The following is a 20,487-nucleotide window of genomic DNA, read 5'->3' on the forward strand; positions in this document are numbered from 1 at the left end:
GATCGCCACCTCCTGCGCGGTCGCACCCGGGCGGGCAAACCACGGCGCACGCGGTGCGACACTCTGCGTTTGCGTCATTTCGCCGGTCAGCATTTCACGCTTTCGGCCAAAACCTTTGCGCTTCTGCATGGTGAACCCCGCCTCCTGCAGGCCGCGTCGTACAAACCCGGCAGAGGTAAAGGTCGCCAGCGTACCGCCGGGTCGGGACAGAAGCGCAGGCGTCCACATGTCCGGGTTTTTCGCCGGGGCGAAGCCATCCAGAAACCAGGCGTCGACCTTCTGATTTAGCGTGTCGTCGAGGGTCTCAGTCAGCGTGTTGATATCCCCTAACCACACATCCAGCGTGACGCGACCGCCGTCAAGCAGCAGGCGATGACATCCGGCGACCGGCAGGGGCCACCGCGAAGGTAGCGTCCGGGGAGGCGGCGTGAAACGCGTCAAACGCCTGCCACAGCGTCAGGAAGTTGAGCCCGGTGCCGAAACCGCTTTCCGCCACAACAAATAACGAACGGGGATGTTCTGAAAAACGCGCTGTAATCCGGTTTCCGCCGAGAAAAACATAACGGGTCTCTTCAAGGCCGTTATCATTAGAGAAGTAGACGTCATCAAAATCTCGGGAAACAGGTGTACCCTCATTGTTGAATTCAAGGTTGGCAGGTTGTATGGCGTTTTGTTTCACGTAAGTTACTCGTATCACGGGAAGTCTGACGATCTTAACGATGTGTGGGTGCAGGAGCAAATTTAAGCAGATTTTGTCTGATCGGACTTGTTCGGCGTACAAGTGTACGCTATCTTGCGACTCGAAACTTCAAAATAGTGCGACAAACAGAGGTATTGAATGAAACGTGCAGTGATTACTGGCTTGGGCATCGTTTCCAGCATCGGTAATAACCAGCAGGAAGTCCTGGCATCCCTCCGTGAAGGACGTTCAGGGATCACTTTCTCTCAGGAACTGAAAGATTCCGGCATGCGTAGCCACGTCTGGGGCAACGTCAAACTGGATACCACTGGCCTCATCGACCGCAAAGTTGTTCGCTTCATGAGCGACGCATCTATCTACGCTTACCTGTCCATGGAACAGGCAATCGCCGACGCAGGCCTTGCTGACGAGGTGTATCAGAATAACCCGCGTGTGGGTCTGATTGCCGGTTCCGGTGGCGGCTCCCCGAAATTCCAGGTCTTTGGTGCAGACGCCATGCGCAGCCCGCGCGGTCTGAAAGCCGTGGGCCCTTATGTTGTGACTAAAGCGATGGCTTCCGGCGTGTCTGCGTGCCTCGCCACGCCGTTCAAAATTCACGGCGTAAACTACTCTATCAGCTCCGCCTGCGCCACCTCTGCGCACTGCATCGGTAACGCGGTTGAGCAAATTCAGCTGGGCAAACAGGACATCGTTTTTGCTGGCGGCGGCGAAGAGCTGTGCTGGGAAATGGCCTGCGAGTTTGACGCCATGGGCGCGCTGTCCACCAAATACAACGAAACGCCAGACAAAGCCTCCCGTACTTACGATGCGAACCGTGATGGTTTCGTTATCGCAGGCGGCGGCGGGATGGNTGCACGGTGTTGATACCCCAATCGACTACCTGAACTCACACGGGACGTCTACCCCGGTGGGTGACGTGAAAGAGCTGGGCGCTATCCGTGAAGTGTTCGGCGATAAGAGCCCGGCAATCTCCGCGACCAAAGCGATGACCGGCCACTCTCTGGGTGCGGCGGGCGTGCAGGAAGCGATTTACTCTCTGCTGATGCTGGAGCACGGCTTTATCGCGCCGAGCATTAATATCGACGAGATGGACGAGCAGGCGGAAGGTCTGAACATCGTCACTCAGCCGACTGAGCGTAAACTGACGACCGTGATGTCCAACAGCTTCGGCTTCGGCGGCACCAACGCCACCCTGGTTATGCGTAAGCTGAACGCGTAATGGTTGTGTAAAACCATGAAAAGGGAGCCTTTGAGCTCCCTTTTTTAGTGCGTTGACAACCCCGCTGTACAAAAGGCAAACTCCACCTCCGCTTTTATTCTCTTGATTATTCATTACGCATGACGGCTGTAACCCATTCAGAAAGTACATCGAAGGCCAATGTCTCGCTATTTCGTATCGCCTTTGCGGTTTTCTTAACCTACATGACGGTCGGACTACCGTTGCCGGTGATCCCGCTTTTTGTCCATCACGAGCTGGGCTATGGCAACACCATGGTCGGGATTGCGGTGGGGATCCAGTTCCTCGCGACGGTGCTGACTCGTGGCTATGCCGGGCGGCTGGCGGATCAGCACGGCGCAAAACGCTCGGCGCTACAGGGGATGCTGGCCTGCGGGATGGCGGGGGCGGCGTGGTTGCTGGCGGCGCTGTTGCCGGTATCAGCCATGTGGAAATTCGCCTTGTTAATTGTCGGGCGTCTGATCCTCGGGTTTGGCGAAAGCCAGTTGCTGACCGGCACGCTGACCTGGGGGATGGGGCTGGTTGGCCCCGGGCGTTCGGGCAAAGTGATGTCGTGGAACGGGATGGCGATTTACGGCGCGCTGGCGGCCGGTGCGCCGCTGGGTTTGCTGATTCACAGCCATTTCGGCTTTGCGGCGCTGGCCGGGACGACGATGGCACTGCCGTTGCTGGCCTGGGCTTTTAACGGCACGGTGCGTAAGGTGCCCGCACATGCGGGTGAGCGTCCGTCGCTATGGAGCGTGGTCGGGCTTATCTGGAAACCGGGTATGGGTCTCGCGCTGCAGGGCGTCGGGTTTGCGGTGATCGGCACCTTCGTTTCCCTCTATTTCCTCAGCAAAGGCTGGGCAATGGCTGGTTTTACGCTGACCGCGTTTGGCGGTGCTTTCGTGCTGATGCGTATTCTGTTTGGCTGGATGCCGGATCGCTATGGCGGCGTGAAGATGGCGATTGTTTCGCTGTTGGTTGAAACGGCCGGTCTGGTGCTGCTGTGGCAGGCGACGGACGCGTGGATGGCGCTGGCAGGTGCGGCGTTAACCNGCAGGTGCGCGGTACCGCACTTGGCGGTTATGCCGCGTTTCAGGACATCTCTTACGGCGTGACGGGTCCGCTGGCCGGGCTGCTGGCGACCTCGTTTGGCTATCCGTCGGTGTTCCTGGCGGGCGCCATTTCCGCCGTGGTCGGCATCGTGGTCACGCTCGCCTGTTTCCGTCAGCGTTAAATCACTATCCACACCAGCGCCATCGCCACAAGCAGCGCAACCAGCAACAGTCCCGGGCGCGCCGACATCGTTTTAACGGCGTCGATGAACGGGGTGAACGGGCTGTAAATGGGCTGGATAGGTGTCCTGCGAGCGTTCGACGCGTCTGAGGAATATCTGATTTAGCAGATCCTGTACCTGGGCGATGGTCAGCGCGGATTGCGGCGTGACGTTCCAGGTTTGCTGCGCATAATCCTGCAGCGACTGCATCTCTCGCGGCTCGAGCGGCTGTTTGAGCGCTGCCTGAATCGAATGCAGCGTCGGCGTGGGCTGGCTGCTCAGCGNGTTGAGCAAAATGTTTGGCCGGGATCAGCTCGCCGGTTTTCACGCCGGAAAGTTCGAGCATCGACTGCCAGATAAGCTTACTGGATTCGCCGGTCGCCGCCGCCAGCCGGGTCACCAGCTGGTTCAGCGTATTATGCTCGGCAGGGGCCAACGGGCGATCTGTCGCCGGACGCTGCTGCGGTTGTGGAATAGACAGCTGACCGTTCTGCAACAGTTGCAGCACGCTTTTTAACTGCTCAGGCGTCAGCTGGCTCAGCGCGGTTTGCCCGAATTGCTGACGCACATAATCACTCACCGCCTGACGGTTGTTGCCCTGGCTCAGCAACTCGGTTAACTGCGACAGCGTCTGACGGGTGCTGAGGTTCTGCTGCGCCGTGGCCAGCCGCTGGTTTAAATTCTGTTCGGCGGCGGGAAAATGGCGCGAGAGCAGGGGCGCATCCCCTTTCAGTCCCAGATCGTGCTTGATCCCGGCCCACACTTCCGCGTTTTGCTGCGACGTCAGTGCCACCAGACGGGTGATCAGCCGCTCCAGCACCGTACGTTGCTGAGTTGATAGCGGTTGCTCGCCGGGCGTGGACGTGGCGGGAACGCCTTCACCGGGCGGGCGAACTGGCATGCCTGAAATGGGTTGCGTCATGAGAAATCCTTACCGTCGTGGCTGAGTCCACCAGGTTGCAGGTATGCCTGGCGGCGAGATTATGGCACACTTCTCCGGTTAACTCTCGTTCTCAGACAGGTACAAACTGTGAAAATCCTCGTTGATGAAAATATGCCTTATGCCCGCGAATTGTTCAGTCGCCTGGGCGAGGTCAGGGCAGTGGCGGGTCGTCCGCTTCCTGAGGAAGCGCTGAATGATGCAGACGCGCTGATGGTGCGTTCAGTCACGAAGGTCAATGCCGCGTTGCTGGCGGGTAAGCCGGTGAAGTTTGTCGGTACGGCCACGGCAGGCACGGATCATGTCGATGAGGAGTGGCTTGCGCAGGCGGGGATCGGTTTTTCCGCCGCACCTGGCTGTAACGCGATTGGAATATGTCTTTTCCGCGCTGCTGATGCTGGCGGAACGCGATGGTTTTGCGCTGGCTGACCGCACGGTCGGCATTGTCGGCGTGGGTAACGTTGGTGGTCGTCTGCAAAAACGGCTTGAGGCATTGGGGATCAAAACGCTGTTGTGCGATCCGCCGCGCGCTGATAACGGCGACGATGGCGATTTTCTGCCGCTGGACACGCTGGTAGAACAGGCGGATATTTTGACCTTCCATACGCCGTTGTTTAAAGACGGCCCGTATAAAACGCTGCATCTGGCAGACGAGGCGCTGATCCGCCGTCTGAAACCTGGCACTATTCTGATTAACGCCTGTCGCGGCGCGGTGGTGGATAACCGCGCGCTGCTGGCGCGTCTGGAAACAGGGCAAGCGTTAAGCGTGGTGCTCGACGTCTGGGAGCCGGAGCCGGATCTCAACACCGAACTGCTGGCTCGGGTGGATATTGGCACTGCGCATATTGCGGGCTACACCCTGGAAGGCAAAGCGCGCGGCACCACTCAGGTCTTTGAAGCCTATAGTGAATTTATCGGTCAGCGCCACCAGGTGTCGCTGGATACCCTGTTGCCAGCCCCGGAGTTCGGTCGTATCACCTTGCACGGTCCGCTCGATCAGGCAACGCTAAAAAGGCTGGTGCATTTGGTGTATGATGTGCGCCGCGATGATGCGCCGCTGCGACACGTGGCGGGTAAAGCGGGTGAGTTTGACAAGCTGCGCAAGAATTATCAGGAACGCCGTGAATGGTCCTCGCTGTATGTGCAGTGTGATGATGCCGGGGCGGCTGAAATGCTGAAAAAACTGGGCTTCAACGCCGTCCATCTCGCAACACGTTAATGTCTTCTTAATACGCTTCGCCGACAATTGCGGCGGGGCGGCTATTTTTTCTGGAGTAACCACCATGTCTGAAGGCTGGAATATTGCCGTACTGGGCGCCACGGGCGCCGTGGGTGAAGCCCTGCTCGAAACCCTTGCCGAGCGTCAGTTCCCGGTGGGTGAATTGCATGCGCTGGCGCGCAGCGAAAGCGCGGGTGAATCGCTGCGTTACGAGGGCAAAACGGTGCGGGTGCAGGATGCCGCTGAATTTGACTGGACGCAGGCGCAACTGGCGTTTTTCGTCGCCGGGGCTGAAGCGAGCGCACAGTATATTGACGAAGCCACTAACGCCGGGTGTCTGGTGATTGACGCCAGCGGGCTGTTCGCGCTGGAGCCGGACGTGCCGCTGGTGGTGCCGGAAGTGAACCCGTTTGTGCTGGCCGACTACCGCAACCGTAATATCATCGCCGTGCCGGACAGCCTCACCAGCCAGTTGCTGGCGGCGCTGAAACCGCTGATCGACGAAGGCGGTCTGTCGCGCATTGCGGTGACCAGCCTGCTGTCGGCGTCTGCACACGGTAAAAAAGCGGTCGATGCGCTGGCAGGGCAGAGCGCCAAACTGCTGAACGGTATTCCGATCGATGAAGATGATTTCTTTGGCCGCCAGCTGGCGTTTAACCTGCTGCCGCTGCTGCCGGATCGCGGAGGCNAAGAGCGCCGCATTGTCGATCAGGTACGCAAAATCCTGCAGGACGACGGCCTGATGATCTCCGCGAACTGCGTGCAGTCGCCGGTATTCTACGGCCATGCGCAGATGGTGAGCTTTGAAGCGCTGCGTCCGCTGGCGGCGGAAGAGGCGCGCGACGCTTTTGCCCGCGGTGAAGATATCGTGCTGTCGGAACAGAACGCGTTCCCGACGCAGGTGGGCGACGCCTCCGGCAATGCGCAACTGTCGGTGGGCTGCGTGCGTAACGATTACGGTATGCCGGAGCAAATCCAGTTCTGGTCGGTCGCCGACAACGTTCGCTTCGGCGGCGCGCTGATGGCGGGCAAAATCGCCGAGAAATTTCGATACCCACGCGCTGCGTAAAGACGCAGCGTGGACGCTGGGTGTAAATGCGAATTTGCCTGGTGACATCGCGGTGCGTTGGGTGAAACATGTTGCCGATGATTTTCATGCCCGTTTCAGCGCAACGGCACGCCGTTATCGCTACGTCATCTACAATCATCGCTTGCGTCCGGCGGTGTTAAGCCAGGGTGTGACCCATTTTCACCAGCCGCTGGACGCCGAACGGATGCATCGCGCAGCGCAGTGTCTGATTGGCGAAAATGATTTTACCTCGTTTCGTGCCGTTCAGTGCCAGTCGCGCACGCCGTGGCGAAACGTGATGCACATTGACGTTCAGCGTCACGGGGCTTATGTGGTGGTGGATATCAAAGCCAATGCCTTTGTGCATCACATGGTCAGGAATATCGTTGGCAGCCTGATGGAAGTAGGTGCCGGAAACCAGTCAGAGAACTGGATTGCAGAGCTACTGGCAGCGAAGGACAGAACGCTGGCGGCAGCGACGGCGAAAGCGGAAGGGTTGTATCTGGTGGCGGTAGACTATCCCGATCATTTCGGCCTGCCGAAGACGCCGATGGGCCCGCTGTTTCTGGCGGACTAAATGCGAAATTGCAGTAACTAAAGGCTAAGCAACTATGGATCTGATTCGCTTTCTGATTGATTTCATTCTGCATATTGATGTGCATCTGGCGGAGCTGGTCGCGCAGTACGGCGTCTGGGTATATGCCATTCTGTTTCTGATTCTGTTTTGCGAAACGGGTCTGGTGGTGACGCCATTCCTGCCGGGAGATTCGCTGCTGTTTGTGGCGGGGGCGCTGTCGGCATTGCCGACCAATGATCTTAATGTTCACCTGATGGTGCTGCTGATGGTCATCGCGGCGATTGTCGGCGATGCGCTGAACTATACGATTGGCCGCCTGTTCGGTGAAAAGCTGTTCAGCAATCCGGACTCGAAAATCTTCCGTCGCAGCTACCTCGATAAGACCCATGCGTTCTACGAGAAACATGGCGGTAAGACCATTATTCTGGCGCGATTCGTGCCCATCGTCAGAACTTTCGCGCCATTTGTGGCGGGAATGGGGCATATGTCTTATCGTCATTTTGCGGCGTATAACGTCGTCGGCGCGTTGCTGTGGGTGCTGCTGTTTACCTACGCAGGCTATCTGTTTGGTGACCTGCCGGTGGTGCAGGAGAATCTGAAGCTGCTGATTGTGGCGATCATCGTGCTGTCCATCCTGCCTGGCGTAGTGGAGATCATCCGCCACAAGCGGGCGGCAGCTAAACAGACGAAACCGATGAAGTAAGGGGTTCGACCACTTTTTTATCCCATGTTTCGAGCGCTTATGTTTTAATGTGCAACATTTCATGGTCTGTAAGCGGCAAAAATGGCATTATTCGCCTCTTACGGCAAAACTGGCATCGACCAGGTTCAGGCAGAAAGGTTATCAATGAGCTGGATTGAACGAATTAAAAGCAATATAACCCCCACCCGCAAGGCCAGTATCCCTGAAGGGATCTGGACCAAGTGTGACAGCTGCGGTCAGGTACTTTACCGTGCCGAGCTGGAGCGTAACCTGGAGGTTTGCCCTAAGTGCGATCATCACATGCGTATGACGGCGAGAAACCGCCTGCATAGCCTGCTGGATGAAGGATCTCTGGTTGAACTGGGGAGCGAACTTGAGCCGAAAGACGTGCTGAAGTTCCGTGACTCGAAAAAATACAAAGACCGTCTGGCGACTGCTCAGAAAGAAACGGGCGAAAAAGACGCGCTGGTGGTCATGAAAGGCACGCTGCACGGCATGCCGGTCGTCGCGGCGGCATTTGAATTCGCCTTTATGGGCGGCTCCATGGGCTCAGTTGTCGGTGCGCGTTTCGTCCGTGCCGTTGAACAGGCGCTGGAAGACAACTGCCCGCTGATCTGCTTCTCCGCTTCCGGTGGCGCACGAATGCAGGAAGCGCTGATGTCGCTGATGCAGATGGCGAAAACCTCCGCCGCGCTGGCGAAAATGCAGGAACGCGGTCTGCCATACATCTCCGTACTGACCGACCCGACCATGGGTGGCGTTTCCGCAAGCTTCGCGATGCTCGGCGATCTGAACGTCGCTGAGCCGAAAGCGCTGATCGGCTTCGCCGGTCCCCGCGTTATCGAGCAGACGGTGCGTGAAAAACTGCCGCCGGGATTCCAGCGCAGTGAATTCCTGATTGAAAAAGGGGCGATCGACATGATTGTCCGTCGTCCGGAAATGCGCCTGAAGCTGGCCAGCGTTCTGGCTAAGCTGATGAATCTCCCGTCGCCGGATCCTGATGAACCGCGCGAAAGCGTGGTGGTACCACCGGTACCGGATCAGGAACCTGGGGCCTGATAATGCAAAGGGCAGGGCCAGACGGCGCTGCCCTTTTTGTTTCGTTAACTATCGCGGGCATCATGGAAAAACAACGTACTCCTCAGGCCACGTCGCCGCTGGCTGCGTGGCTTTCTTATCTGGAAAATCTGCATTCCAAAACTATCGATCTTGGCCTTGAGCGCGTCAGCGAGGTTGCCGCGCGGATGAACGTGCAGAAACCGGCACCGTTTGTCTTTACCGTTGCCGGTACGAACGGCAAAGGCACCACCTGCCGCACGCTGGAATCGGTGCTGATGGCAGCAGGTTACAAGGTGGGTGTTTATAGCTCGCCGCATCTCGTACGCTATACCGAGCGCGTTCGTGTGCAGGGCGAAGAGCTGCCGGAAGCGGCGCATACCGCATCGTTTGCGGAAATCGAAGCCACGCGCGGTGATATTTCCCTTTCCTATTTTGAATTTGGCACCCTGTCGGCGCTGTGGCTGTTCAAGCAGGCGCAACTGGACGTGGTGATTCTGGAAGTCGGACTGGGCGGGCGTCTTGACGCCACCAATCTGGTGGATGCGGATGTTGCCGTGGTCACCAGTATCGCCCTTGATCACACCGACTGGCTGGGGCCGGATCGCGAAAGCATCGGCCGTGAAAAAGCGGGGATTTTCCGCCACGGCAAACCGGCCATTGTTGGTGAGCCGGACATGCCGTCGACCATTGCTGATGTCGCGCAGGAAAAAGGCGCACAGCTGCTGCGCCGTGGTGCCGAGTGGCGCTATGAGGTCAGCGATAACGGCTGGAACTTTAGCGACGCGCAGGGCGAATTGCGCGACNNCCACGGCGCTTGCCGCGCTGCGCGCCAGCGGACTTAACGTCAGCGAACAGGCGATCCGTACCGGTATCGCACAAGCCATTCTGCCGGGGCGTTTCCAGATTGTCAGCGAATCGCCGCGCCTGATCCTCGATGTGGCGCATAATCCTCATGCGTCAGCGTATCTTGCCGGACGTCTGAAAATGTTACCCGGAGCCGGTCGTCTGCTGGCGGTCATTGGTATGCTTCATGACAAGGATATCGCCGGTACGCTGGAGAATCTTACCGGGATGGTCGATAACTGGTATTGTGCCCCCCTGGAAGGACCGCGCGGGGCGACAGCGGAACAGCTGCTGGAACATTTGCCACGCGGCGCAGTCTATGCCAGTGTGGCAGATGCCTGGCACGCCGCAATGGCTGAGGCAAAACCAGAAGATACGGTGCTGGTGTGTGGTTCGTTCCACACGGTAGCGCATGTAATGGAAGAGATGGACGCGGGGAGAACCGGTGGCGAGTAAGTTTCAGAACCGTCTGGTCGGGACAATAGTGCTGGTAGCGCTGGGCGTGATCGTGCTGCCAGGGCTGCTCGATGGTCAGAAAAAACATTATCAGGATGAATTTGCGGCGATCCCGCTGGTACCAAAACCGGGCGATCGGGATGAGCCGGATATGCTGCCTGCCGCCACGCAGGCGTTGCCTGCTCAGCCGCCGGAAGGGGCCGCTGAAGAGGTGAGGGCGGGCGATGCGGCAGCGCCGTCGCTGGATCCTTCACGGATGACAGCCAATGGCAATAACGACATCGACGACGTACCCGCGTCGGTGACGCCGCCGAAGCCGAAGCCGGTGGAAAAACCGCAGCCGAAACCGACACCGGCCAAACCTGCCGCAGTGCCGGCCGAGACGCCGCCGCCAGCGCCCGTTGAGAAGCCGGCGCCGGAAGAGAAACCTGCGCCGACGGGCAAAGCCTACGTGGTGCAACTGGGTGCGCTGAAGAACGCCGATAAGGTCAACGAGATCGTGGGGAAACTGCGCGGTGCGGGTTATCGTGTTTACACGTCGCCTTCAACACCGGTACAGGGTAAAATCACCCGAATTCTGGTTGGTCCGGATGCCTCGAAAGATAAGCTGAAAGGTTCGCTTGGCGAGCTGAAACAGCTGTCGGGGCTGAGTGGAGTGGTGATGGGTTACTCGCCGAATTAACCCCGCTCCCCGGTGACGAACCGAATGGCGTTGAACATTTTTTCAGCGCCATTTTTATTTGAGCACGGGAAGGAAATCCCTACGCAAACGTTTTCTTTTTCTGTTAGAATGCGCCCCGAACTGGATGACAGGGCGTAAAATCGTGGGACACATATGGTCTGGATTGATTACGCCATTATCGCGGTGATTGGTTTTTCCTGTCTGGTGAGCCTGATCCGCGGCTTTGTTCGTGAAGCGTTATCGCTGGTAACCTGGGGTTGTGCTTTCTTTGTTGCCAGCCATTACTACACTTACCTGTCAGTCTGGTTTACGGGCTTTGAAGACGAACTGGTTCGTAATGGGATTGCGATCGCGGTGCTGTTTGTCGCGACGCTGATTGTCGGCGCTATCGTGAACTATGTCATCGGAGCGCTGGTGGAAAAAACTGGCCTGTCCGGGACCGACAGGGTGCTGGGGATCTGTTTCGGTGCGTTACGTGGCGTACTGATCGTCGCCGCCATTCTGTTCTTCCTTGATACCTTTACCGGTCTGTCTAAAAGCGAAGACTGGCAGAAGTCGCAGTTGATCCCGCAATTCAGTTTCATCATCAGGTGGTTCTTTGACTATCTGCAAAGCTCGTCGAGTTTCTTGCCCAGGGTATAAGCTTTGGGCAGTTCTTAACGAGGAAAATGACGTATGTGCGGTATTGTCGGTATCGCCGGTGTTATGCCGGTCAACCAGTCGATTTATGACGCGTTAACGGTGCTTCAGCACCGTGGGCAGGATGCCGCAGGCATCATCACCATTGATGCGAACAACTGTTTCCGGTTGCGTAAGGCCAACGGCCTGGTGAGTGATGTGTTTGAAGCTCGCCATATGCAGCGTATGCAGGGCAACATGGGAATCGGCCATGTGCGTTACCCCACAGCCGGTAGTTCCAGCGCATCCGAGGCGCAGCCTTTCTACGTCAACTCTCCTTTCGGCATCACCCTGGCGCACAATGGTAATCTGACCAACGCCCACGAACTGCGCAGAAAGCTGTTTGAAGAGAAGCGTCGTCACATTAACACCACGTCAGATTCTGAAATCCTGCTCAATATCTTTGCCAGCGAACTGGATAACTTCCGCCATTATCCGCTGGAAGCAGACAACATTTTCGCCGCGATTGCTGCCACCAACCGGCAGATTCGCGGTGCCTACGCCTGTGTGGCGATGATTATCGGCCACGGGATGATCGCCTTTCGCGATCCGAACGGCATTCGCCCGCTGGTGCTCGGCAAGCGCGATATTGGCGATGGCCGCACGGAATATATGGTCGCCTCCGAGAGCGTCGCGCTCGATACGCTGGGCTTTGAGTTCCTGCGTGACGTCGCGCCTGGCGAAGCCATCTACATCACCGAAAAAGGGCAGCTGTTCACCCGCCAGTGCGCGGACAACCCGGTCAGCAACCCGTGCCTGTTTGAATACGTTTATTTCGCGCGTCCGGATTCGTTCATCGACAAGATTTCCGTCTACAGCGCCCGCGTCAATATGGGCACTAAGCTTGGCGAGAAAATCGCCCGCGAGTGGGAAGATCTGGATATCGACGTCGTTATCCCGATTCCGGAGACCTCCTGCGATATCGCGCTGGAAATTGCCCGTATCCTTGATAAACCGTACCGCCAGGGCTTTGTGAAAAACCGCTATGTCGGCCGCACTTTCATCATGCCGGGGCAGCAGCTGCGCCGTAAATCCGTGCGCCGCAAGTTGAACGCCAACCGTGCCGAATTCCGCGATAAGAACGTACTGCTGGTGGACGACTCTATCGTGCGCGGCACGACCTCTGAGCAGATCATCGAGATGGCGCGTGAAGCAGGGGCGAAAAAGGTTTATCTGGCTTCCGCTGCGCCGGAAATTCGTTTCCCGAACGTGTACGGCATCGACATGCCGACCGCCAACGAACTGATTGCCCACGGTCGTGAAGTGGATGAAATCCGCCAGATCATCGGCGCGGACGGTCTGATTTTCCAGGATCTCAACGATCTCATCGACGCGGTACGCGCCGAGAACCCGGATATTCAGCAGTTTGAATGTTCGGTCTTTAACGGTGTTTACGTGACCAAAGACGTTAACCAGCAGTATCTCGACTATCTCGATTCCCTGCGTAATGACGACGCTAAAGCACTGCTGCGTCAGAACGAAATGGAAAACTTAGAGATGCACAACGAAGGTTAAGCCTCCCTCGGCGCGTTCTGTTGCCCGACAGGACGCGCTTTTCTTGCAACTCCCGCCCGTTTGCGGCATTGTCAGCCTGAAATTGTCGGGAGGAATCCATTTATGAAACGGCTGATTGTAGGCATCTCAGGCGCCAGTGGCGCAATTTATGGCGTGCGCCTGTTACAGGTGCTGCGTGATGTCGCCGGGGTGGAAACCCATCTGATCATGAGTCAGGCGGCGCGCCAGACGCTGTCGCTCGAAACCGACATCTCTCTACGCGATGTGCAGGCGCTGGCCGATGTGGTACACGATGCCCGCGATATCGCTGCTTGTATCTCTTCAGGCTCGTTTAAAACCACCGGCATGGTGATATTGCCCTGCTCCATCAAAACGCTCTCAGGGATTGTTCACAGCTATACCGACGGGCTGCTGACCCGCGCGGCGGATGTGATCCTCAAGGAGCGGCGTCCGCTGGTGTTGTGCGTACGCGAAACGCCGCTGCATCTCGGGCATTTGCGCCTGATGACTCAGGCGGCGGAAATAGGGGCGGTGATCATGCCACCCGTGCCGGCGTTTTATCATCGTCCTGAGACGCTGGATGACGTGATCAACCAGACGGTGAACCGGGTGCTGGATCAATTTGATATTGATTTACCTGAAGATTTGTTTACCCGCTGGCAAGGTGCATAACGACGCACCAAAGTAGTGCATATTCTCTCGCTTCGCCCTGTCCTGGGGCGATTTTGCAACCACGATCAAATCCTCAACATTTAATTTGTTTTTTTGCGCATCGCCGCTGCGGTTTATCTGCCAATGCTGTTATCTTTCCTTTTAGCGACAACATCGCAACCTTTTATTAACATATTTAACGTCGATTTTGCGGTACTTCGTGAATATGGCATAAAAGCTGCAAGAATTGTCTGCAACAACAACACACAACACACAACACGCAAACGACATAACAAGACACTTACTACATCACGACATTTTAAGGGTAATGTATGAAGAAGACGGTTCTGGCTCTCACGTTGTTATCAGGTATCTGCAGCGCTTCCAGCGTTTTTGCCGCGCTGCCGCAGACAGTTCGTATCGGCACTGACGCGACCTATGCGCCTTTCTCATCGAAAGACGCGAAAGGGGATTTTGTCGGCTTTGATATCGATTTGGGCAATGAGATGTGCAAACGCATGCAGGTGAAATGTACCTGGGTGGGCAGCGATTTTGACTCTCTGATCCCCTCGCTGAAGGCGAAGAAAATCGACGCGATTATTTCTTCGCTCTCCATCACCGAGAAGCGTCAGCAGGAGATTGCCTTCTCTGACAAACTCTACGCTGCGGATTCTCGTTTGATCGCCGCAAAAGGGTCATCGGTGAAACCGGATCTCGATGCGCTGAAAGGCAAACATGTTGGCGTACTTCAGGGCTCTACGCAGGAGGCCTATGCCAATGAAACCTGGCGCACCAAAGGCGTGGACGTCGTTGCCTATCAGAATCAGGATTTGATCTACTCTGACCTCGCCGCCGGTCGTCTGGATGCTGCATTCCAGGACGAAGTTGCCGCCAGCGAAGGTTTCCTCAAACAGCCTGCCGGTAAAGATTTCGACTTTGCTGGGCCTTCCGTAAAAGACAAAAAATACTTCGGTGACGGCACCGGCGTGGGTCTGCGTAAAGACGATGCCGAGCTGAAAGCTGCCTTTGATAAAGCGCTGGGTGAACTGCGTAAAGACGGTACGTACGACACGATGGCGAAGAAGTATTTTAACTTTAACGTCTACGGCGAATAAGTCGCATACCGCAGACCACTTACTGACGGAGAGTAATGCATCAAAATGATGACTCGTTTTGGTGCATTACCCTGATTAATGCATGGAAACCGCGACGTATATGCTGATTTGCGGTTTATTAGTGCATAGTTAAGCATTAACGATGCAAAAAAACGTGTCGACTTACGTCAAAAAATGGCACGATAACCTGTACCGTATTTTTGCTGAACCCCGTTAGAATGACAGTCTGTTGAGGATAGATATGAAAAAACTGGCGTTGTCTCTCTCTTTAATGCTGGCGCTTTCCAGCATATCCACCGTTTATGCAGCAATCCCGCAAAAAATTCGTATCGGCACCGATCCCACTTACGCGCCGTTCGAATCGAAAAATGCGCAGGGTGAACTGGTGGGTTTTGACATCGATCTGGCGAAAGATCTCTGCCAGCGTTTAAAAGCGCAATGTACCTTCGTTGAAAGCCCGCTGGATGCGCTGATCCCCTCTCTGAAAGCGAAGAAAATCGATGCGATTATGTCGTCGCTGTCGATCACCGAAAAACGTCAGCAGGAGATTGCCTTCACCGACAAACTCTATGCAGCGGATTCCCGTCTGGTGGTGAAAAAGGGGAGCAATATCACCCCTGATCTCGCCACGCTGAAAGGCAAACGCGTCGGCGTGCTGCAGGGCACCACGCAGGAAACCTATGGCAACGAACACTGGGCCGCGAAAGGTGTTGAAATCGTCTCCTATCAGGGGCAGGACAACATCTACGCTGACCTGACGGCAGGGCGCATCGACGCCGCGTTCCAGGACGAAGTCGCCGCAAGTGAAGGTTTCCTCAAGCAGCCTGTTGGCAGCGATTATGAGTTTGGCGGTCCGTCAATTAAAGACATCAAGCTGTTTGGCGTCGGTACCGGCATGGGCCTGCGCAAAGAAGATAACGAACTGCGTGAAGCGCTGAACAAAGCGTTTGCTGACATGCGTGCCGATGGTACCTACGAAAAATTAGCGAAGAAATACTTCGATTTTAATGTGTATGGTGACTAACCAGCACAAATGAGCCTTCGCGCCAACTGGCGCGAAGGTGCAACACAGACGGGACAGGCTGAATGTTGTACGGGTTTTCACAAGTCATTTTCCATGGCGCTATCGTGACGCTGGAGCTGGCCATCAGTTCCGTGCTGTTAGCCGTGGTGATCGGGCTGGCCGGGGCTGGCGCAAAGCTGTCGAACAATCGCCCGCTGGCGTTGCTGTTCGAAGCGTACACCACGCTGATTCGCGGCGTACCGGATCTGGTGCTGATGCTGTTGATTTTCTACGGTTTACAGATAGCGCTTAACGCCATCACGGATGCCTTAGGGCTGGCGCAGTTTGATATTGATCCCATGGTCGCGGGGATCATCACGCTGGGTTACATCTACGGTGCCTATTTTACCGAAACCTTTCGCGGCGCCTATCTGGCGGTGCCGAAGGGGCATCTGGAAGCGGCAACGGCGTTTGGCTTTACCCGCCGTCAAACCTTCCGCCGCATTATGTTTCCGGCCATGATGCGCTTCGCGCTGCCAGGTATCGGCAACAACTGGCAGGTGATCCTCAAAGCCACCGCGCTGGTTTCGCTGCTGGGGCTGGAAGACGTGGTCAAAGCGACGCAACTCGCCGGGAAAAGCACCTGGGAGCCGTTCTACTTTGCCGTGGTCTGCGGCGTGATTTATCTGGTGTTTACCACGGTGTCCAATGGCGTACTGCTGTTGCTTGAACGCCGCTATACCGTGGGTGTGAAGAGGGCAGACCTGTGATCGAAATTATTCAGGAATACTGGAAAGCCCTGCTCTGGACCGATGGCTACCGCTTCACCGGCGTGGCCATTACGCTGTGGCTGCTGATTTTATCCGTGGTGATGGGGGGGCTGCTGGCGGTGCTGCTGGCGGTAGGGCGCGTCTCCAGCAATAAATTGATCAGCATGCCGATTTGGTTTTTTACCTATATTTTTCGCGGAACGCCGCTTTACGTTCAACTGCTGGTGTTTTACTCGGGGATGTATACGCTGGAAGTGGTGAAGGGCACGGAACTGCTGAACGCCTTTTTCCGCAGCGGGCTAAACTGTACGGTGCTGGCGCTGACCCTGAACACCTGTGCGTACACCACGGAGATTTTCGCCGGGGCGATCCGCTCCGTGCCGCATGGTGAAATTGAGGCGGCGCGCGCGTACGGCTTCTCCAGCGTTAAAATGTATCGTTGCATTATTTTGCCGTCGGCGTTACGCATCGCTTTACCGGCCTACAGTAACGAAGTGATCCTGATGCTGCACTCGACCGCGCTGGCCTTTACCGCGACAGTGCCGGATCTGCTGAAAGTTGCCCGTGATATCAACTCGGCGACCTATCAGCCCTTTACCGCATTCGGGATCGCCGCCGTACTGTATCTGATCATTTCGTATGTGTTGATCAGCCTGTTCCGCAAAGCGGAAAAGCGCTGGCTGCAGCATGTATCACCTTCTTCAACGCATTGAGAGCATCATGGCTGAGAACAAACTAAACGTCATCGATTTGCATAAACGCTACGGCGAGCATGAAGTATTGAAAGGCGTCACGCTGCGGGCGAATGCCGGGGATGTTATCTCGATCATCGGTTCATCGGGCTCCGGGAAGAGTACCTTCCTGCGCTGCATTAACTTCCTCGAAAAGCCGAGTGAAGGAACGATTGTGGTGAACGGCCAGAATATCGGCCTGGTGCGCGACAAAGACGGTCAGTTAAAGGTCGCCGATAAAAACCAGCTGCGTCTGCTGCGCACGCGCCTGACGATGGTTTTTCAGCACTTCAACCTGTGGAGCCACATGACGGTGCTGGAGAACGTGATGGAAGCGCCGGTACAGGTTCTCGGGCTCAGCAAACAGGAAGCCCGCGAGCGGGCGGAAAAGTATCTGGCGAAAGTCGGCATTGACGAGCGCCAGCAGGGCAAATATCCGGTGCATCTCTCTGGCGGCCAGCAGCAGCGCGTTTCCATTGCCCGTGCGCTGGCGATGGAGCCGGACGTGCTGCTGTTTGACGAACCGACATCCGCGCTTGACCCCGAGTTGGTGGGCGAAGTGCTGCGCATCATGCAGAAGCTGGCCGAAGAGGGGAAAACCATGGTGGTGGTGACCCATGAAATGGGCTTTGCCCGCCACGTTTCTTCACACGTCATTTTCCTGCATCAGGGGAAAATTGAAGAAGAAGGGCACCCGGACGATCTGTTCGGCAACCCGCAAAGCCCACGCCTGCAGCAATTCCTGAAGGGCTCGTTGAAATAACATGATATAGCCCGCGGGTCGGGCTATTCCTTCTGGCTGCGGGAGCGGTTTCGTTCGAGTTGCTGAACGTAATGCAGAATGCTCTGCGCCTCCATTGATGAACGCAGTTGTAGCGCCAGGTTAAGACTGTCCAGCACGCGCGCATTCTCAACCAGCGGCGAATCACCCGAAATACGGTTTTCACTCACCAGCCATTCCACCACTTTACGCCAGCTCCAGAGCGGCGAATTGCCCTTTACGCGCTGTACCGGGGCGGGAAACCGGCCCCGGCCACGCGCGCCATCTTTCAGTAAGGCGACAGCCTGGCGGGACAGCCCGGTCAGTTCAGCGATGTCGCTGAGCCCGACCAACGTAGCGTCAACCGACTCTACACGGGCAGCAATGCCAGCAGATTCGATATCATGAACCGCAGTCAGAATGGCGCTGCTTAATGATTCGCTTTCACGGTCGAACTCCAGATAAACCGAAGTACCGTAAAAGCACACCAGCGCATCGTCGCAACCATTAGCGAAAAGCGCGTCTTCCAGCCCTAGCGTGCTGACGGTAACGCCGGACAGGGTCAGGGTGAAGTTAAATAATGGCATAGCAAATAACTCCTTTAGAATTGATAAGCCTGACGACCGGAGTACGCCGGTGTGCAACGATCCACCATGCGTATGATTTGCCTGGCGTGGTTGACGCCATTCCCCGGTGTGGACCAGACACTCATCATATGTTCCTTATGCTGCGGTATGCCGCAGCGTAAACGTCCAAAGCAATGGGCGCTTTTTCCGCCGGGGTGGAAAACCCAGCCGCGAAGGATCGCATAGTAAATTGCCGCCCGAATGTGTTTGTCTGGATGTTCCTTCATCATTTTGTTTCCTGCGTAGTGTGAAAGGAGTGTTGACTGATGTCAACACTGTTGATGCAATTAATCTCGCGAGAAACATTTATCGCTAAAGATTTTTAGCGTTCCGGAAACGACTTCACATTCGAACAGAAAACAGAGGGAACAAGTTTGTATTTTGCGTACCGTATTCCACGCATTATCGCGGGAATACGGTGACAGTCAGGAAGGGATTAACACGCGGTGCTTTCCAGCCGATATGCCCAGTCGTCGTAGTGCACGCCGTCAATCTCGTACGCTTTTTCCAGCATCTGCGTGCGCACAAATCCACACTTCTCCAGCACGCGCACCGAGCCTGTGTTCTCCGCCAGTACCCAGGCGTTCAGCGCGTTAACACCCGCCTGGGTAAAGGCGTATTCGCAAAGCGCGCGTACCGCCTCGCTGGCAATGCCTTTGCCGTGCGCCTGGGGGATAAACATATAGCCAATATCCGCTTCATCACGATGCTGCGGGCTGATTCTCAGGCCGATATCGCCCAGTGCGGTGGGATCGTCGTGGGTGCGCACCACAAAGGTATGCGGAGCGTTCAGGCGGGTGGCGAACAGCAGGCGGTTGTCTTTTTCAGCGGCGAGGCTGCCGATGTAGCGCATCACCGTCGCATCTTCACTCAAAGTGCGGAAGAAGTTCCAGTCCGCAGGCCGGAAGGGAGAAAGAATAAGCCGTGGGGTAGTGATTGTCGCCATAACGTTGCCATTCTGATGAGTTGGCCTTTCACTGTATCATGCGTCTGACTCGCGCAATCAACCTACCACATCTGACAGGGCCTCTTCTAAGTCGTACCAGCGGAAGGCGAAACCTGCCTCTTCCAGGCGCTTTGGCAGCGCGCGCTGACCGCCGAGCACCAGTACGGCGGGTTNNCATCATCAGGCGTATCGCGGTCGCCGGGGCGCGCAGTACGGCGGCACGGTGCAGCACATGGCCGAGCGTATGGGCGAACTGCTCGTTACGCACCGGGTAAGGCGACACCATGTTGAACGGGCCGCGCAGGTCGTTATCCAGCAGCCAGAGAATGCCGTTGACCATATCATCAATGTGGATCCATGCCAGGTACTGCCTGCCGTTGCCCATCGGGCCGCCGAGGCCGAGGCGGAAAAGCGGCAGCATTTTGGCGAGGATCCCGCCTTTGGGGGCCAGTACCACGCCGGTACGCAGCAGGCAGACGCGGGTGCGATCGCTTTGCGCGCCGCAGGCGATTTGCTCCCAACGGGCGCAGAGCTTGTGGGTAAATTCGTTGTGCGGCGGTTCCTCTTCCGTCACCACCACTTCACCGAGATCGCCGTAATACCCCGCCGCGGAACCGCTGATCAGCACCGCAGGCGGCGTTTCGCTGGCATGAAACAGATCGACCAGTTTCTGGGTGATGTTCCAGCGGCTGTTGCAGAGCCGCTGTTTTTGTTCGTCAGTCCAGCGCTTATCGGCAATGGGTTCACCTGCGAGATTGACTACCGCGTCGATGCCGTTGAGGTTCTGCCGATCGCCGAGCCCTTTCCATAGCTCAACGCGCTCTCCCAGCGCTTTGCGCGCCTTTTCCGGGTTGCGCGTGACGACGGCAACATCATGTCCCAGCTCGAATAGCCGGGGAATCAGGTGGCGACCAATGAGTCCTGTACCGCCGGTTATCAGAATTTTCAT

Annotated in this window: 15 protein-coding genes and 8 pseudogenes; 17 read left to right on the top strand and 6 right to left on the bottom strand. The window is 56.6% G+C overall.

The window, feature by feature from the left end:
* Window positions 1–679: pseudogene (locus GM30_RS25590) on the bottom strand (MnmC family methyltransferase); the annotation flags it as partial.
* Between the two features lie 159 nt (window positions 680–838).
* Between GM30_RS25590 and GM30_RS13365 the strand changes: the two are divergent.
* Window positions 839–1,919: pseudogene (locus GM30_RS13365) on the top strand (beta-ketoacyl synthase N-terminal-like domain-containing protein).
* 119 nt (window positions 1,920–2,038) lie between these two features.
* Window positions 2,039–3,156, top strand: a pseudogene (locus tag GM30_RS13370) (arabinose transporter).
* Here GM30_RS13370 and flk read toward each other — a convergent pair.
* A pseudogene (flk, locus tag GM30_RS13375) lies at window positions 3,153–4,117 on the bottom strand (flagella biosynthesis regulator Flk). The pseudogenes GM30_RS13370 and flk overlap by 4 nt on opposite strands.
* 108 nt (window positions 4,118–4,225) lie before the next feature.
* Here flk and pdxB point away from each other — a divergent pair.
* From pdxB to hisP, 15 genes and pseudogenes are all read left to right on the top strand, one after another.
* A pseudogene (gene pdxB / locus GM30_RS13380) lies at window positions 4,226–5,354 on the top strand (4-phosphoerythronate dehydrogenase PdxB).
* Window positions 5,355–5,418: 64 nt separating this feature from the next.
* Window positions 5,419–6,423, top strand: a complete 1,005-nt coding sequence (locus tag GM30_RS13385) for an aspartate-semialdehyde dehydrogenase (RefSeq protein ID WP_049849013.1) — start codon at window positions 5,419–5,421, stop codon at window positions 6,421–6,423.
* Window positions 6,398–7,000 (top strand): annotated as a pseudogene (gene truA / locus GM30_RS13390) (tRNA pseudouridine(38-40) synthase TruA); the annotation flags it as partial. The gene GM30_RS13385 and the pseudogene truA, both read left to right, overlap by 26 nt.
* Before the next feature lie 34 nt (window positions 7,001–7,034).
* Entirely contained in the window at window positions 7,035–7,703 is a 669-nt protein-coding gene (locus GM30_RS13395; RefSeq protein ID WP_049849014.1) for a DedA family protein, read from the top strand.
* Between the two features lie 144 nt (window positions 7,704–7,847).
* Window positions 7,848–8,762: an acetyl-CoA carboxylase, carboxyltransferase subunit beta gene (gene accD / locus GM30_RS13400; protein WP_049849015.1), complete on the top strand. Its 915-nt coding sequence runs from the start codon at window positions 7,848–7,850 to the stop codon at window positions 8,760–8,762.
* A 62-nt stretch (window positions 8,763–8,824) separates the two neighbouring features.
* Window positions 8,825–10,061 (top strand): annotated as a pseudogene (gene folC, locus GM30_RS13405) (bifunctional tetrahydrofolate synthase/dihydrofolate synthase).
* Entirely contained in the window at window positions 10,051–10,743 is a 693-nt protein-coding gene (gene dedD, locus GM30_RS13410) for a cell division protein DedD (RefSeq protein WP_049849016.1), read from the top strand. The pseudogene folC and the gene dedD overlap by 11 nt, the downstream one beginning before the upstream one ends.
* A gap of 153 nt (window positions 10,744–10,896) precedes the next feature.
* Window positions 10,897–11,385 (top strand): colicin V production protein, encoded by a 489-nt coding sequence (gene cvpA, locus GM30_RS13415; protein WP_038156685.1) that lies wholly within the window; start codon window positions 10,897–10,899, stop codon window positions 11,383–11,385.
* A gap of 33 nt (window positions 11,386–11,418) precedes the next feature.
* Entirely contained in the window at window positions 11,419–12,936 is a 1,518-nt protein-coding gene (gene purF / locus GM30_RS13420) for an amidophosphoribosyltransferase (protein WP_049849017.1), read from the top strand.
* Between the two features lie 102 nt (window positions 12,937–13,038).
* Entirely contained in the window at window positions 13,039–13,608 is a 570-nt protein-coding gene (locus GM30_RS13425; RefSeq protein WP_049849018.1) for a UbiX family flavin prenyltransferase, read from the top strand.
* 311 nt (window positions 13,609–13,919) lie between these two features.
* Window positions 13,920–14,702, top strand: a complete 783-nt coding sequence (argT, locus tag GM30_RS13430) for a lysine/arginine/ornithine ABC transporter substrate-binding protein ArgT (protein WP_049849019.1) — start codon at window positions 13,920–13,922, stop codon at window positions 14,700–14,702.
* Between the two features lie 241 nt (window positions 14,703–14,943).
* Complete coding sequence (hisJ, locus tag GM30_RS13435; RefSeq protein WP_049849020.1) at window positions 14,944–15,726, top strand: histidine ABC transporter substrate-binding protein HisJ; 783 nt, start codon at window positions 14,944–14,946, stop codon at window positions 15,724–15,726.
* A 62-nt stretch (window positions 15,727–15,788) separates the two neighbouring features.
* Window positions 15,789–16,475, top strand: a complete 687-nt coding sequence (locus GM30_RS13440; RefSeq protein ID WP_049849021.1) for a histidine ABC transporter permease HisQ — start codon at window positions 15,789–15,791, stop codon at window positions 16,473–16,475.
* A complete protein-coding gene (locus GM30_RS13445; RefSeq protein WP_049849022.1) occupies window positions 16,472–17,188 on the top strand; it encodes an ABC transporter permease in 717 nt (238 codons plus the stop codon). The genes GM30_RS13440 and GM30_RS13445 overlap by 4 nt, the downstream gene beginning before the upstream one ends.
* Before the next feature lie 7 nt (window positions 17,189–17,195).
* Window positions 17,196–17,969: a histidine ABC transporter ATP-binding protein HisP gene (gene hisP / locus GM30_RS13450; RefSeq protein WP_049849054.1), complete on the top strand. Its 774-nt coding sequence runs from the start codon at window positions 17,196–17,198 to the stop codon at window positions 17,967–17,969.
* A 23-nt stretch (window positions 17,970–17,992) separates the two neighbouring features.
* Here the strand turns inward: hisP and GM30_RS13455 are convergent, their stop codons facing one another.
* From GM30_RS13455 to GM30_RS13470, 4 genes and pseudogenes are all read right to left on the bottom strand, one after another.
* Window positions 17,993–18,553, bottom strand: coding sequence for a helix-turn-helix transcriptional regulator (locus GM30_RS13455; RefSeq protein WP_049849023.1), 561 nt, complete (start codon window positions 18,551–18,553; stop codon window positions 17,993–17,995).
* Between the two features lie 14 nt (window positions 18,554–18,567).
* Window positions 18,568–18,819 (bottom strand): hypothetical protein, encoded by a 252-nt coding sequence (locus GM30_RS13460; protein WP_049849055.1) that lies wholly within the window; start codon window positions 18,817–18,819, stop codon window positions 18,568–18,570.
* A gap of 209 nt (window positions 18,820–19,028) precedes the next feature.
* Window positions 19,029–19,538: a GNAT family N-acetyltransferase gene (locus GM30_RS13465; protein ID WP_049849024.1), complete on the bottom strand. Its 510-nt coding sequence runs from the start codon at window positions 19,536–19,538 to the stop codon at window positions 19,029–19,031.
* Between the two features lie 57 nt (window positions 19,539–19,595).
* Window positions 19,596–20,487 (bottom strand): annotated as a pseudogene (locus GM30_RS13470) (TIGR01777 family oxidoreductase).

The organism is Trabulsiella odontotermitis, from assembly GCF_001188485.1.
Taxonomy (GTDB): Bacteria; Pseudomonadota; Gammaproteobacteria; order Enterobacterales; family Enterobacteriaceae; genus Trabulsiella; species Trabulsiella odontotermitis_A.